This is a genomic window from Bacillus sp. RO1, from assembly GCF_012524115.1.
Lineage (GTDB): Bacteria > Bacillota > Bacilli > Bacillales > Bacillaceae_I > Sutcliffiella_A.
In genome coordinates, this window is record NZ_JAAZWB010000084.1 from 48,523 (window position 1) to 63,364 (window position 14,842).

Annotated in this window: 16 protein-coding genes; 6 read left to right on the plus strand and 10 right to left on the minus strand. The window is 37.5% G+C overall.

Going from position 1 to position 14,842, the window contains the following annotated elements; all coding sequences use genetic code 11:
- Positions 1-114: 114 nt before the first annotated feature.
- From merR1 to HC179_RS15370, 6 genes are all read left to right on the plus strand, one after another.
- Positions 115-513 (plus strand): mercury resistance transcriptional regulator MerR1, encoded by a 399-nt coding sequence (gene merR1, locus HC179_RS15345; protein WP_031536985.1) that lies wholly within the window; start codon positions 115-117, stop codon positions 511-513.
- A 13-nt stretch (positions 514-526) separates the two neighbouring features.
- On the plus strand, positions 527-796 hold the full coding sequence (locus HC179_RS15350; RefSeq protein ID WP_035416349.1) for a hypothetical protein: 270 nt from the start codon (positions 527-529) through the stop codon (positions 794-796).
- Positions 793-1,095, plus strand: coding sequence for a mercuric transport protein MerT (merT, locus tag HC179_RS15355; protein WP_031536987.1), 303 nt, complete (start codon positions 793-795; stop codon positions 1,093-1,095). The genes HC179_RS15350 and merT overlap by 4 nt, the downstream gene beginning before the upstream one ends.
- A 17-nt stretch (positions 1,096-1,112) precedes the next feature.
- Entirely contained in the window at positions 1,113-1,451 is a 339-nt protein-coding gene (gene merP, locus HC179_RS15360) for a mercury resistance system substrate-binding protein MerP (RefSeq protein WP_031536988.1), read from the plus strand.
- 15 nt (positions 1,452-1,466) lie between these two features.
- Positions 1,467-3,107: a mercury(II) reductase gene (merA, locus tag HC179_RS15365; RefSeq protein ID WP_031536989.1), complete on the plus strand. Its 1,641-nt coding sequence runs from the start codon at positions 1,467-1,469 to the stop codon at positions 3,105-3,107.
- A gap of 128 nt (positions 3,108-3,235) precedes the next feature.
- Positions 3,236-4,135 carry a helix-turn-helix domain-containing protein gene (locus tag HC179_RS15370; protein WP_168865101.1) on the plus strand — a complete coding sequence of 300 codons (900 nt, stop codon included), beginning with the start codon at positions 3,236-3,238 and terminating at the stop codon, positions 4,133-4,135.
- A gap of 220 nt (positions 4,136-4,355) precedes the next feature.
- On the opposite strand, the gene HC179_RS15375 is transcribed toward HC179_RS15370, so the two are convergent.
- The 10 genes from HC179_RS15375 to HC179_RS15420 all read right to left on the minus strand — a co-directional run bounded on the left by HC179_RS15375 (position 4,356) and on the right by HC179_RS15420 (position 14,830).
- Positions 4,356-4,520 carry a hypothetical protein gene (locus HC179_RS15375; RefSeq protein WP_168865102.1) on the minus strand — a complete coding sequence of 55 codons (165 nt, stop codon included), beginning with the start codon at positions 4,518-4,520 and terminating at the stop codon, positions 4,356-4,358.
- Positions 4,521-5,375 (minus strand): hypothetical protein, encoded by an 855-nt coding sequence (locus HC179_RS15380; RefSeq protein ID WP_168865103.1) that lies wholly within the window; start codon positions 5,373-5,375, stop codon positions 4,521-4,523. It lies immediately after the preceding gene.
- 17 nt (positions 5,376-5,392) lie between these two features.
- Positions 5,393-7,603, minus strand: a complete 2,211-nt coding sequence (locus HC179_RS15385; RefSeq protein ID WP_346775153.1) for a type IA DNA topoisomerase — start codon at positions 7,601-7,603, stop codon at positions 5,393-5,395.
- Between the two features lie 12 nt (positions 7,604-7,615).
- Positions 7,616-7,921 carry a DUF2325 domain-containing protein gene (locus tag HC179_RS15390; RefSeq protein ID WP_168865105.1) on the minus strand — a complete coding sequence of 102 codons (306 nt, stop codon included), beginning with the start codon at positions 7,919-7,921 and terminating at the stop codon, positions 7,616-7,618.
- Positions 7,922-8,021: 100 nt separating this feature from the next.
- Entirely contained in the window at positions 8,022-8,675 is a 654-nt protein-coding gene (locus HC179_RS15395; RefSeq protein ID WP_168865106.1) for a response regulator transcription factor, read from the minus strand.
- A 155-nt stretch (positions 8,676-8,830) separates the two neighbouring features.
- A complete protein-coding gene (locus HC179_RS15400) occupies positions 8,831-9,358 on the minus strand; it encodes a hypothetical protein (protein WP_168865107.1) in 528 nt (175 codons plus the stop codon).
- A 22-nt stretch (positions 9,359-9,380) separates the two neighbouring features.
- Positions 9,381-9,857, minus strand: coding sequence for a hypothetical protein (locus HC179_RS15405; RefSeq protein WP_168865108.1), 477 nt, complete (start codon positions 9,855-9,857; stop codon positions 9,381-9,383).
- 110 nt (positions 9,858-9,967) lie between these two features.
- Positions 9,968-10,624 (minus strand): hypothetical protein, encoded by a 657-nt coding sequence (locus HC179_RS15410; protein WP_168865109.1) that lies wholly within the window; start codon positions 10,622-10,624, stop codon positions 9,968-9,970.
- Between the two features lie 213 nt (positions 10,625-10,837).
- A complete protein-coding gene (locus tag HC179_RS15415; RefSeq protein WP_168865110.1) occupies positions 10,838-11,503 on the minus strand; it encodes a hypothetical protein in 666 nt (221 codons plus the stop codon).
- Between the two features lie 18 nt (positions 11,504-11,521).
- Entirely contained in the window at positions 11,522-14,830 is a 3,309-nt protein-coding gene (locus tag HC179_RS15420) for a helicase-related protein (RefSeq protein WP_168865111.1), read from the minus strand.
- Positions 14,831-14,842 lie beyond the last annotated feature (12 nt).

The window sequence follows — 14,842 nt, forward strand, 5'->3', positions numbered from 1 at the left end:
TTTTTAACCAAAAACGGTCGTTTTCGGCATTGGAATCATTTAATTGAAGGGAGTAATATATATATTGACTATGTACTATGGTACAGGGTTTATACTTTATATGAGGTGAGATAAATGCAATTTCGTATTGGAGAACTGGCTGAAAAGTGCGGCGTTAATAAAGAGACCATTCGATATTATGAACGTTTAGGGTTAATTCCAGAGCCTAATCGTACCGAAAAGGGATACCGAATGTATTCACAACAAACGGTCGATCGATTGAATTTCATAAAGAGGATGCAGGAACTAGGCTTTACGCTAAATGAAATTGATAAGTTGCTAGGAGTCGTTGATCGCGATGAAGCAAAGTGCCGTGATATGTATGATTTCACCGTTCTTAAGATAGAGGACATCCAGCGTAAAATTGAAGATCTCAAAAGAATTGAACAAATGCTGATGGATCTTAAAGAAAGATGTCCCGAAAACAAAGATATTTACGAATGTCCCATTATTGAAACACTGATGAAGAAATAAGAGGTGAAACAGGATGAAAAACACAATAAAAAGTTCAGGTTGGTTTCTTGTCGCACTAATCACATGTCCGTGCCATTTGTTTTTACTGCTTCCGTTGTTTGCGGGAACGGCACTGGGCTCATACTTCACGGAATTTAAAGATGTTATTTTCATCGTGATGGGTCTGTTATTTGTTTTCACCCTTTTCAAAGGATGGAGAAAACTGAACCCAGAAATTAAAAATGAAACAACGAAAGAAACAACAACGCATGATTGTTGCAGTATGAAGAGGTTTAAATCATGAAGGAAAAAGTGTCACAGTTAGCCACTATATTTTCAGCTTTTGGTATGGCTGCATGCTGCTTGGGTCCACTGATTTTTATTCCTCTTGGATTAACTGGATTTGCAGGAGCAATCGCCTTCTACTCATTGAAGTATCGGTTATTGTTCAGCATCGTTACCATCATCCTTCTTGCATACTCCTTTTACATGGTTTACGGGAGAAAAGGCAAAAGGAAGAGTTCTATCATCGGCTTATGGATCACGACGTTTTTCGTTTTCTGCATGTTTCTTTTTTTATTTCTAGTTGAAGGTGGACTATAAAAAATGAGGTGCTTTATATGAGCGTAAAAATAATTAGGATTATGATGCTATTATCCCTTCTGTTAGTGGTTAGTGCGTGTAGCAACGAAAAAGAAGCACAAAATACTATAGATGCTAAGAAGGAAGTAAAAGCTACCATTGAAACAACTAAAACAGGGACATTCACGGTTTTGGGGATGGATTGTTGTCCGCCGTCTGTTGTAGAAAGCGTCCTGGAAGAGATAGATGGCGTTAGCAAAACAGCCATTAAAGTCAGTGGAAGCAAGGGCGAAGTAACGGTTTCCTTTAATGATAAGAAAACGGATTTACAGGCAATTAAGACGGCAGTTTCGGATTTCGGGCTTGGAGTCGAATAAAAGGAGGGAGTTAACATGAAAAAATATCGAGTGAACGTTCAAGGAATGACTTGTACGGGTTGTGAAGAGCATGTAGCTGTTGCTCTTGAAAACATGGGTGCAAGAGGGATTGAAGTAGATTTTCGCCGTGGCGAAGCTGTATTTGAGCTACCAAATGGCTTAGAGGTTGAAACAGCGAAAAAAGCGATTGCTGAAGCGAAATATCAACCAGGCGAAGCAGAAGAAGTACAATCGCAAGAAATGATGCAGTTAGGTGATGAAGGTGATTATGACTACATCATCATCGGTTCTGGTGGGGCTGCCTTTTCATCTGCCATCGAAGCCGTGAAATACGGAGCAAAAGTGGCAATCATTGAACGTGGTACGGTTGGTGGAACATGCGTGAACATCGGCTGTGTTCCTTCAAAGACTTTGCTTCGGGCTGGCGAAATCAATCATCTGGCAAAAAATAATCCATTCATCGGATTGCACACGTCAGCTGGTGACGTTGATTTGGCACCATTGATCAAGCAGAAAAATGAACTGGTGACGGATCTTCGAAACTCAAAATATGTGGATTTGATTGATGACTACGGCTTTGAATTAATCAAAGGCGAAGCGAAATTCGTAGATGAAAAAACCGTTGAAGTCAATAGCATTCAGTTGTCAGCCAAACGATTCTTAATCGCGACAGGTGCTTCACCAGCAGTGCCAAACATTCCTGGACTGGATGAAGTCGATTATTTAACAAGCACAACTCTGCTTGAATTAAAGAAGGTTCCTAAGCGTCTTACGGTCATCGGTTCTGGCTATATCGGGATGGAATTGGGACAACTCTTCCATAATCTAGGCTCAGAAGTCACATTGATGCAAAGAAGCCCGCGTTTGTTAAAGGAATACGATCCTGAGGTTTCAGAAGCAATCACGCAAGCCTTGACAGAACAAGGGGTCAACTTAGTGACGGGAGCATCTTTTGAACGAATCGAACAAGATGGAGACATTAAAAAGGTCCATGTTGAGGTAAATGGCAAGAAGCGAATCATTGAGGCAGATCAATTACTGGTTGCCACAGGAAGAACACCAAACACGGCAACCTTGAATTTACAGGATGCAGGCGTTGAAGTAGGCCCCCGTGGTGAAATCGTAATCGATGAGTATTCAAAAACAACGAATTCACGCATCTATGCAGCAGGAGATGTCACGCTTGGTCCTCAATTTGTATATGTAGCAGCTTATCAAGGTGGAGTTGCGGCAGGAAATGCTATCGGTGGACTGAACAAAAAGCTGAATTTAGAAGTGGTTCCGGGGGTTACATTTACAGCTCCAGCAATTGCAACGGTTGGTTTAACGGAGCAACAGGCGAAAGAGAAAGGATATGAAGTGAAAACATCCGTTTTGCCGTTAGATGCCGTTCCAAGAGCACTGGTTAATCGGGAAACAACAGGTGTGTTTAAACTGGTCGCGGACGCGAAAACGTTAAAAATATTAGGGGCTCATGTGGTTGCAGAAAACGCAGGAGACGTGATTTATGCAGCGACATTAGCTGTCAAATTCGGTTTAACCGTAGAGGATCTTCGCGAAACCCTTGCACCATATTTGACAATGGCAGAAGGACTGAAGCTGGCTGCTCTAACGTTTGACAAAGATGTATCCAAACTATCTTGTTGTGCAGGATAACTATCTTTTAATATCAAGCCGATGATTCCTTAGCGTAGGAAAAATCGGCTTTTTTCATGTCGAAATTTGCTTAGCGTATGTTTTCCGCGTTTTGTTGGTAGGACCCCAATAAGGGGTTGATTGATGCTATGGATCCGAAATTAATAGGAAATAAAATTAGAGAACTTCGATTAAAAGCTGGGTATTCTCAAGAAGAGTTGGCATCAGAAATATGCACCCAGGCGCAGATTAGTAAAATAGAAAGAGGAGCCGGATATCCTCAAGCTAATACCCTATTCTATATTTCTCAAAAATTAGGTGTAGATCCAAATTATTTCTTTGATATTGGCACCACCCCTAATTTGGATTATGTAACAGCTGTTAAAAAGAAGATAAATGATCTAAAAAATGCTTTTAAATATCCGGATATTCTAAAAATAATTAATAGGGAATTTACGAATCCATTATTTAGAGAAGATAAACTAAACTTTCAATTCCTGCTTTGGCATAAAGGCATTGTAGAATTTGAATATTTTAAGGAATTTAAAGAAGCGGTTGATACATATAATCAAGCATTCAATTTAACACCTGTGGATAAATATTGGAGTGATCAACAAATTGAAATAGCACTTAGTTTGGGTTCAGCTTACAATCAATTAAACGAACTAAATAGAGCTTTACACTTATATGATCGAATAAAAATAGAAATAGAAAAGAAACCACTTATTCATGACAGTCGCATTCATTTACGCTACTGCTATTTTAGAGCTAGAGCTTATACGCGTTTACAAGATTACCGTGAATCTATTAAGCTTTGTGAAGAAGGGATAGAATACTGTATCTCCGAACAAACTCAAAAGTTCTTCGGTGAGCTGCATTATCAGATAGGCTATAATTACGAATTAATGGGGAATTGGCCGAAAGCTATTGAATATTATGAAGAGGCTAAGACGATATTTCATCTGTATAAAAATCACTTGTATGATAATATCATTTTAGAGAAAATAAAAACCCTCAGTGAGAAAAGTAGTGCCCAGCCAAGTAATTAAAAAGGAGCATTCTGAGAACTCAGACAGCTCCTTTTTTCTTTCATCATATCGTTTAGCAATTTTTAATCTCTCTCAAGTCGATGCTTAGGCAACATATCACAAAACTTTCCCCTACACAATGCATCAATTCGATTGCCTCTAGCTCCTATTGCATCAGTTAAGGATTCTATACTAGGGAAAATATATCATTTATTGTCATTTCTACTCCTAAGATTCACCCTTATTTGTTTTTACTGTATAGAGGATTTGTTAATGAACTTGGAAACCTTTTTGCTTTCCGGAAGCGGAAGCTTCTATTTGGGTCCTGCACCTTCTCTTCCTTTTCTAAAGATGAATTTACAAACTCCTCTTTGATTACCTTCTTTTGCCACTCTAATTGATTCATTTAATCACCTCTTCTAGTTAATATTTGAAGAAACTTATCCGATTTAATGCACAATTCACTTCGTTTCATATCCTGGTTATAGTCATTTTTCCTTAGGTGGCCGTACGTGATGATTTCCTTCCCAACTAGCTGCTCGTCTCTTAATGTAAAATGTTTAAAGTATTTATCAAATATCACTAATGAGAATCGAGAATTGTTATGAGATTCAAGTAAAATATAATACACTTTTTCTCTCCTAATCACCCTCACGACTTTCCCGAAAACGAAATAAGGTATTTCTAATAATTCTTCATTCCAATGCAAGGAGTAAGCCGTATCGGAATGTAAGATTAATTTAGAGATGGGAATCTTCTCATCTTTCACTTGAACAACAATACTAGATAAAATCCCTGGGTCGTATGAGGTTAAAAGAGTAACTATAGATTTAAGAGAGTTAATGCTTTTCGTGGTTTTTGATTCTTTCTTTATTTTAATATCTGTCGGATCTACAGTTTTTTTCTCCTTCTCTTCACGATTAATTTGCTTAGGTTCGTAATCAGGGTCTAACTGATTAAAATTTATCTTCACAATGTTTTGCTTTATACCACCTTCTAGCATTCCGTCTTGATACTCCTGCACTTTATTAACGGACTCAAAGAATGAGAGTGGCCTGTAAAATCCACATTGCGTATGATGCTTATTTTCGTCTGACTTTCCTGTGGTTTTAAAATGTGAAGCAACGTTGTCGCCGCCTTTTACAAAAATAACAGGAGCTTTGCAAGACACATCATAACAGTACAGGCTATTCCCATGGATGTCTGGATTGTACTCATCAGCGGTGACAATTTTTCCACTAGTTAATACAGCAGATTGCATAGTCTTTTACCTCCAATTCAAGAACTAACCTTACCTGGTGGGAATGTCAAAGAAAGTCTTTTTTTATTCTCGTCCCATACAATAAAAGCATCATAATATTCATCGGTCTTATTCTTCTTTTTAAACCCTGTCAACAAGCCACTGTTCCCTGACTCAAGAATCTTAGTTGCAATGTGGGGTTTGATTTCTTTAGAAAGAAATGTTTTAGGAATACTGAAGTCGCAGCCTGTCTCATGAAAACTTGAACATCCATAAAAAGTCCCTTTGTCGATAACAGTTTCACCACATAATTTGCAAACTCCTATTGGCTCACCTATATCCGCACCCTTGTTCTCAGGTGCCAGTTGTAGCGATTCTTGGATTTCCCATTTAGGAGATTTATCTTGGAGCTCTTTGATTAATTGCATGACTAGTTCGTTTATACGATGGAGAAAAGGGTCAGGTTTCCTTTTTCCTGCTCCAATTTCCTCTAGAGAGCGTTCCATATTACCTGAAGTGATGGGAGAGGAAATCCAGCAACCTTCACCCAGTATGCTAATTAGTTGTCTCCCCTTTGGTGTCATAAAAACAAGATTGTCCTTAACTTCGATATAAGCTTTGGATGTGATCTGCTTAATAATAGAAGCCCTGGTTGCTACTGTACCCAAACTCAATTCTTTGGTAGTATAATCGGCCCTGGCGTCTTTTTCTATGGTTCTTCCTGCTTGCTCCATTACCTTTACTAATTGTCCTTGTGTATATCTAGGTGGAGCAGTTGTTCTCCCTTCGGTAACTTCTAGGTTATCTAGCTCTACTGTAGCTCCAACTTCCAATGATGGGAGAAAATCATCTTCATCCCCTTTGGCAGGTTGTTCCCCTTCGCCTAAAATAGCTTTCCAGCCATGTACCACCACTTGCTTTCCTTTAGTAGAAAAAGTGAATTGCTCATCAATCAATGTAGTTATTGATGTCTGTTTATATACAGCTGCAGGATAATGGGCAGATATAAATCGTAGGGTGATCATTTTATATACGCGCTGTTCATCAATACTTAACTTAGAAATATTCGGAACCTCTACAGTAGGGATAATGGCGTAATGATCGTTTACTTTACTACCATCGACAAAACGTTTATTTTTGCTAATGTCTTTCATTGGTGTAGGGAAGTATGATTGAAAGAAAGTAATTTGTTCAAGAGTGGACAATATCTCGGGGAATTCTTGAGCCTCGTTGTCTGACACGACTCTGGGTTGAGCTCTCGGATAACTAATAGCTCCCTTCAAATATAACTCTTGTGCAATATCCAGGACTTTATCGGGAGAATATTTATATAGTTTATTAGCCTCTTCTTGAATTGCTGTTAAATTATAAAACTGAGGTGGAGGCACTTCTATATGATCACCGTCCACTTTATGTATACGGGCTTCTTTAGATGTACAATAGAGACTTAAAGCTTCAGCTCTCTCCTTGTCAAAGATATTTTCGAGATTATCAATGCACCACTTCCCATAATAAGGAGTACCAGATGCAATGAATTTCCCTTTTATATTCCAGAATGGAACACTCTTAAAATCTTCAATTTCTTTTTCTCTCTTATTAATTATAGAAACCAAACTTGTTTGCACTCTTCCTAAACTAAAAAGCGAGTCGTGAACACCTTTCTCTTTCATCAGAATACTTACACACCTACTCAAATTTATCCCAATGACCCAGTCGCTTTTCTGCCGAGTTTGAGCTTCAACAAAAAGATTATGATAATGTTCGTCGTTTTTTAATTGAAGAAAAGCATTCTGAACTGCCGATTTAGTTAACGAGGAGGACCATAACCGTTTAACGGGCTTCCTGTTATTAATGTATCGAAGAATTTCTGTAACAATAAGTTGACCTTCTCTTTCAATATCTCCAGCATGAATGATGTAATCTATTTTAGGGTTGTTAACCCACTTTTTAATGTTAGTAAAGATTCCACTTTTCTTTGAATCAACCTGATATTTGAATGCAGCCGGTATAATAGGCAAATGTTTAAGATCCCATTTTCGGTATTCATCTGAATATTTGTCTGCATCTACAAGTTGCAAGACGTGCCCTACACACCACACCGCGATAGCTCCAGATGGTAAATATTTGTTTGGTGCAACTTCTAAATGTGTTCGACAATCTTTCGTAGGAAAGGCTGCACAAACTTTTCGTGCCTGGGCAGGCTTTTCGAAAATTATTAACGGGCATTTCTGTAAACCACTTATTTTAATACATCTCCTTTCCTATGCAGCGGTAACCGTTTCTAGACCTTTTTGAATTGCGCCGCTAGCACCAAATCCATTTACATACTGAATTGGTTTCCCGCTCTTTTTACATAATTCCTTCACTATGTCCATTGACACATGCCCACATGCTCCTAGCAAAACAACCACAACATCTGCCTTTTTAATAATGCTGCGAAACTCTTTTTTATTCCCCCCGTTACGTGTTTTCCCTGAGTGAAACAATACCTCACAACCGAATTTACTTCCTACTTGTTTGTAAGTTTTTTCCTGGCTCCCTCCAAAAATAGCAATTGTCTTTTTCATTACTAGTCCCCCTTTTTAAATAATTCATTTTGTATTACTTTATATAATACAATAGGGATAGTAAATTTGTAAATTATTTTTTATTTTTCTGACATTTATATTAGTAAGCGTTAATCCAACCTTCCTTTATGCTTTTCACTACAGCCCCTACACGACTATTCACATTGAGCTTCTTTTGTATACTTGCAGAGTAATTGTGAATGGTTGGCTCAGAAACATATAATGTTTTTGCGATTTCTTTATTAGATATGTCTAAGGCCATCGCCTCTAATATCTCCCATTCTCTTTTTGTAAGCAGATCCTGCGGTCTTATGCTTTGTGTACTTTTAACTTGTTGTTTTTCTTTTTTAAATAGATTCGCTATAATGTGACGATTGATTCTTTGATCTACATAAATCTCACCTTGTATGACATAAGAGATGGCATCTAATAGAGTGGTAACTTGATTATTCTTTAATAAAACTCCCTTTACCCCTAGATAAAAGTAATCCAAAATAACTTCCTCTTCATTTTTCTCCGACAGCAACAGGACATTGTTAGATAACTTCGCTATTTTTTCTACCATACTCAACTCACTAATTCGCGTATCTAGAGAGGAATCTATAATCACTAGACTTGAATTTAATATAAACTCTCTATCTTCCACCCAGGTTGAAAGCTTTAAAGTATGTATTTCGTAGCTAGGAAAATTTATCTGCAGAAGAGTTTTAAGCCCCTCACCCTCATGCCCTTCCATTAATAAACTTACTTTCAATAATGTGCTCCTTTCGAACAAAAAAACCCCCTATACAGACACGCCAAATAAAGGCAGCCTTATATAGAGGGTTATCCCTTGTTATGTAATTTTTAGAAAAAACAAAAAGCTCTATTTATATTATAGAGCTTCCAGGTGCTTGAAAACAACATAATTTAACTCAAATTCACTAATTTGTTTCCTTTTATCATTGTATATTCTCCAATCCCATATTCATTAACGTACCAACACATTAAAGATGCTATGGGCTCCGGTGCCTCATGATCATGGAGCGGAATTGGTGATGGATATTGTCTTGAAGACACAATAGAGTTGTGGTTAATTAAGGAAACAATGTTTTTGGACTTGTTGATGTTGATTACCCAACATCCAAACGTTTTATCTTCAGAAACATACCAATATGCATCTTCCCTATCAATACTCTTTGAAGGTGCAAATGGGTATCCTTCAATATTGAAGTGGTTGGAAAAGGAGGATTCCATATGCTCTTTCCAGTAGTGTTCTTTAGAATTTTGGGCACTCTTTGTTAATACCTTCTTTTCACAAGAAAAGAACACTTTAGGATTATCTACCTCAATATTCTTCCAATAACCACATTGGTTTGTAAAACCATCGTACATCATACAGTCCGTCTGGCAAGTGGACGTATTTCTCTTTGCGTTATTAACTACTAAACTTAACATATAGCACCTCCCATACTTAAACTTATGTTGCCATAAATACTACTGGTATAACGGTAGAAAGCGTAGCGACTAAAATAGATCCAACTAACAGCCTTCTACTCCACCTGTGGTAGTCCGGATGTCTTAATAATTTGTAGTTGAACCGAAACAATAAGCTTGTCAAGAGCATACCGACTGCTATAAATACTCCAGTAGCGGTTAAAAAACTCATTATATCTTTTATAAGAGTTGGTACACCCATTACCGTAGTGGAATAAAACAATATTGGCCCACCTCTTAGTAATAGTATTACTACTAATGAGGATAGCATTATTCCCGCTGACCATTTCATCCACTGACCATTTTTAAATAATAATGCCATAGCATAGCCAATTACTGCAACTATAAAGATAATGGTGATTACATTCATTCCAACTTCATAAACAGCAGGCAGCGAACTATCAAGCGATGTCATCATAGATTGAAAAAATCCAGAAGAATCTGTAGGTGTTATTGGCATGGTATTCGGGTCCCTTTTGGCTGGCAATATCTTATTTACAGCAGATACCTTATTATTAGAAAAGCTTGCTTGGAACCCCAATAAAATAATGAAGAAAATTAAAAATTTTTTCATTCAGCAGCAACCTTGAAAAGTTTCTTCATCTTTTCTTTTCTTACTTCCCAAACCATTTTTCCATTAACTACAGGAACTTTAGCATTTAAACCATATTGCTTCATACTCTTTTCTTCGGCAATATCTGTAATAGATGCCCAGTTTTCTGCCATTTTAGCGTTAGGCTTCCCTTTTTGTAGCACCATAGCAAACTCTTTGGCGTTAATATTAATCGTAAAAATAATGTTCACCAATTTGTTTTTATAACCCTTAAATTCTACACTTTCAACAAATTTATGGAATTGAGAAAGACTCTGATAAGGGCGATATACCGCTGCCAACACATCATAGACTCCTTTTCCTATTTCCATATTGATATTAACTTTAATATCATCTACATTAAAGCTTCCGTCACGTTCAACTTGAATTGTGACAGTGATACCTCTTCTCATTTTTTGAATAAAAGGCGCCAGCCAGCTCAAGTAAGTGAATTCTAGGTGATCCAGTACATTTTCATAGTAGTCCTCAGCTGGCACAATATCAGGACTACCATAACTTTCAATGGAAATTTGTTTCTCGCGTGCATTATACTTTAATTCTATCATTTCTACGGCCAATGACTCTTCTTTCAAGTGTTCAACATAGTTCATTATACTTTCCGTTTGTAAAAACATGGTTATTCCCCTTTCCATATCCCTAATTAATTTTATTTTTTTTGGGCATATAAGTCCATCAATTTTCGACAAATATTCCTATATAACTTATTTTTTAGTACAAAAGAACTAATAATAGTATCCTTCCCCAAATACACAAGTTTTTGTATGTATTTGGGGAAAGAGGCGACCTGGGATGTAATACCCATATTAAAGTCGCTCTTCTTTTTGAAATTAGACTGCCTCTGCTATCTCAATTTCATCTTTATAACAGTAATACTCTGCTTCATCTGGAATACAATAATCCTCATGTTGAAGCCTTTGTATATCTAAAACTTCTAACACCTCAACACAATTGTTTTCCTTTTTTATACGTAATGATAATATGTCACCGTGACGAATCTCTTTTGCAAGATCTCCAATATTCAACCAGATTCGACTACCATCGGTAACGTGAATAAACTCTCTTTCAATTCCACAGACACTTACCATCCAAAGATGAATGCCTTCTTTATCATCGGAAATTTTAGATGTTCCTTTACTATTCATAGAAGGTAGAATGTCTATTTCATCTTCTAGCACCCAATCTTTCAACGATAATTCGTCACTATCATTCGTAATGTTTAAATCTACATCTAAATCCAGAACCAATTCATGAAATAATTCTTCGGCTTGTGTCCCTTCAATAACAGAATGTTCCATGATTGGTGCTGCTCCCAATGTTGTATTCTGCGAGATTGGATTGTTATAGACCTCTTCAAATACAAAGTTCTCTTGAGGAAGATAGTACGGACAATCTAAAAGTTTCTGCTTATAGTGGCAATATAGAAATTTCTCTGTTAAATAAAGCTCTGCGAATAAGATTATTAAAATTTGTGTCCCAATAATTAACATACTCACTTGTTATCCTCTCTCCTTTTAAAATAGGTCGAATGCTAACTGCCCATCCACTACCGGTGCCTTTTTTCGCTTGCTAACAGATTCGGTTTCAACTATTTTTGAGACGATGCTGTTGTCATGTTGACGTTGTGGATCTGTTAAATGGTCCAGCAGTGCTACATCATCTACAAAATCCATTCCGAATGCAGTAGTCATATCAACCTCTAAAACTTGGTTTTTTACTGTAAACCCTAAGATAAGCCCTCTCTTTACATTTTCAGCTATCGTAGTGCCATTACGAATAATGACATTCTTAGTTGATTCTGTATCAACATGCTGACTCACCCAATTGAGCAATTGCTCTCGGGTAGAAAGTGGCTTTTGCTTCTTTTTCTTACCAATCCCAGATAAGATTTCTCTAGCCCGGTCAGAGTGTTGACTCACCCAATCTTCTGTCGAACCTTTAAGTACTTTATTTCCTTTCTTAACAGATTCGATTAGCATGGATTGGAGATCTCCTTCATCACCTAACATAGCGGATAGTCCGTCACTTGAAACTTCCCCATTAATAGCTGCTGTAGCTCGATTTTTTTGAGCAATTAAGGTAGCCATTGTTTCTTGGAATGTTTCTCTATACTGAATATAGAACAAGCGGCATTCCTGGTCTTGTCCAATTCTCCATGCTCTTCTAGCGCTTTGATTAATAGTAAAGAGCGACCAGCTGAACTGATAGTATATGAGTGTAGGTGTGCATAAAAGATCTAACCCCACTTTTACTAACTCTTGAGAAACAATACATACATCATAGTCCTCATCTTCCATTTTCTTTTTCAGCCAATTAGAACGTTGGTTTCCTTTAACTGTTCCAGTATCTAGAACACACACCTTTGCTCCAACCTTTTCTAATACCTCTTTTAATCGAGGTCGCAAATCTCGTCCTGGACTAGAAGAACCTGTATCTCGTACATATACAATGCTCTTTCTGCCTTCCGACATTTCGGATTCGATGATCTCTTGTAACTTTTTCTCTTTATTAAGCAATCTATCCGTGGATAAATGCTTAGCTTTCCAAATTAACGCCCTGTCCCCTTCCTCTTGCTTCATTGTGCAATCTGGAAAAGTGAAAGGGTTATCTGGATAGGCAATACCATAATCAGTCATAGGAAGGTAAAGCTTAAATCCATCATCTCTTTGATCAATTTCGTGCTCAAAAGTACTAATCATCTCTTTGTAGTGTTCTTTTGTTTCCTCATCCATATCTACAAAAATAGTAGGAGTATCAACAAGTTCTACAGGATCCGGCCATACATCTTTCAGCCTCACATTGATTACATTATGGACCATGAATTTTCCATAGATGAAAGGCGAAATACCAGGCAGTATTTTTTCTGTTCGTCTAATGCCACCTCTAGAATTCGTGTTACTAAACTCCGAAGATTCCATTCTTTCATAAATGGTTTCTTCGATGTTTCCGAATTCCTCATTAAACCTTCTTACTTCGCTGTATTGATAACCGCTAGCCACCATATCACGCGGGAACAAACGCCAGAGCAAGTAATAGACATCTTCGGCACGCCCCCCAAACAAGGTTCCTGTACCAGCAATTACTTTCTTAGAAACAGCAGCGAGGGAACCGAGGCTAACACCTTGAGCTGTCATACCGGCTTTTAATTCATGCACTTCATCGCATAAAGATATATCAAAGAAGTTTTTCATTCTTCTTCTGATATATTCAATAGTTGCAAGTTTTCTAGGCATCCCTACCACTTTGTTAGGTTCCTTTTGGGTTTGTTGGATGTTCTCTACTAGCTTTCTATTGTTTTGCTCAATCGCATGTACTAATTTCTTTTCATGCTCTTTCCATTCGCTGAAGCACTGATAACGGGTGGGTACCCTTTTGCTCCAAAAATTCTCTCCACATTCACTGCAAAAAGCATTTTGTGGCTTGGTGCTGTTTTTTAACCTTCTAGAAGTACCAAACTCGTCCGCTGTCATTGTGCGTTTAGTATGTTCATCCACTTCTTGACCATCCTCAGTAACTACTACATTCGTAGACTCTATTACTTGGTGAGCTTGACCGCAGCTTGGACAATAATAACCATACCGATAAGGAGTCCTCTCATTCGTTTTTTGAAGAAGAGTCTTTTTTTCTTGGAAAGTAACGGCAGGCATTAACCTACTATCTCCCCTCATCGTCGTAAAACTAATGACAAAGAATGTAGGTTTACTAGGTTTAGGTCTACCATTTGCAGTCCATTGATTATGAAAGCGAATAAGTTGTTCCGTTTTCTCTATTACATGAACCTCAGCATGAGGAACAATCTCCCTTATTTCATCTGGCCACTTAGCTGTCAAGGATGGTGGAACCATCAAGCAAGCAAAATAACCTTTCTTTTCTTTCATGTGATTAAATCCATCAGCAATACTTGTCATCATGGAGCTTTTTCCGGTGCTCATCTCCCCTTGGATAATAACCGCTTTCTGTTCATGCAAACGTTTAGATACAGCTGTAGCAACATGAGCTTGAACAGGAAACAATTCCCTTGGATAGCTTTTAAAATGATCTAAGCTGCTATCCTGGAGCGGATCATGTGTAGGTGTTACTTCTTGCGACAATTTATTAACCATATCATCAGAAAACTCGACCATGTAATTAGTTAAATCGTCTATGGCACCTACCATGCCTCCTGAACCTTCAACAGGAAAAGATAACATTTTGTTTTTAATCATACGTGAAATTAAGTTATCTGCCTCTTCTTCTGTTAGATTAATCTTAAGTAGAGATAATCCGTTGGAAAATAGCGAGCCATCAAAGTATAGGGGGATTTTTTCAATATGCTTGCACCTTAACAATTCGTGGTAAACCACACTTTTCCACTCATTTAAAATATGCAATCCATATTTACTTCCACCAAGCAAATTCGCTATATCCTCTTCTGGTTCTCCATCAAAAGATAATACATACTCTTCATTTGCTAAGACTTTGCTATGCACAATAGCCAATGCTTTACGGTTTTGATTGATCGTAATTGGAAACTTTTCATATGCTCCCTTTTCAGCTGAAATCTGAAATTCTCGCTCAAAATCATAACCGGTCAACGTTTTCTTCCCGTGGCCAAAGTGAATTCCATTACTTCCTATATCCATTGCACCCTTCATACTTTGTAGCGTGGAGTCATTTCCAGCAATTATTGTCATAAGAATTCTAGGCTGTTGCCAATGGTGTTCAGGAATTTCACAAGCTAATGCGTAACAAAAAGCATTTTGCCATGCTTGTTCCAGGTACACTTCCACCATTTTGGGATTGTCATTCGTCTCTTCAATCGCATGATAGTTGATTGTTTTCATAAAAAATAGCCT

Coding starts and splice junctions, on each gene's coding strand:
- HC179_RS15375 (WP_168865102.1), bottom strand. CDS start 4,520: ATGAATCAATTAGAGTGGCAAAAGAAGGTAATCAAAGAGGAGTTTGTA.
- HC179_RS15350 (WP_035416349.1), top strand. CDS start 527: ATGAAAAACACAATAAAAAGTTCAGGTTGGTTTCTTGTCGCACTAATC.
- HC179_RS15410 (WP_168865109.1), bottom strand. CDS start 10,624: ATGTTTTTACAAACGGAAAGTATAATGAACTATGTTGAACACTTGAAA.
- HC179_RS15420 (WP_168865111.1), bottom strand. CDS start 14,830: ATGAAAACAATCAACTATCATGCGATTGAAGAGACGAATGACAATCCC.
- HC179_RS15390 (WP_168865105.1), bottom strand. CDS start 7,921: ATGAAAAAGACAATTGCTATTTTTGGAGGGAGCCAGGAAAAAACTTAC.
- HC179_RS15380 (WP_168865103.1), bottom strand. CDS start 5,375: ATGCAATCTGCTGTATTAACTAGTGGAAAAATTGTCACCGCTGATGAG.
- merT (WP_031536987.1), top strand. CDS start 793: ATGAAGGAAAAAGTGTCACAGTTAGCCACTATATTTTCAGCTTTTGGT.
- HC179_RS15405 (WP_168865108.1), bottom strand. CDS start 9,857: ATGCCAATAACACCTACAGATTCTTCTGGATTTTTTCAATCTATGATG.
- HC179_RS15400 (WP_168865107.1), bottom strand. CDS start 9,358: ATGTTAAGTTTAGTAGTTAATAACGCAAAGAGAAATACGTCCACTTGC.
- HC179_RS15370 (WP_168865101.1), top strand. CDS start 3,236: ATGGATCCGAAATTAATAGGAAATAAAATTAGAGAACTTCGATTAAAA.
- merR1 (WP_031536985.1), top strand. CDS start 115: ATGCAATTTCGTATTGGAGAACTGGCTGAAAAGTGCGGCGTTAATAAA.
- merA (WP_031536989.1), top strand. CDS start 1,467: ATGAAAAAATATCGAGTGAACGTTCAAGGAATGACTTGTACGGGTTGT.
- merP (WP_031536988.1), top strand. CDS start 1,113: ATGAGCGTAAAAATAATTAGGATTATGATGCTATTATCCCTTCTGTTA.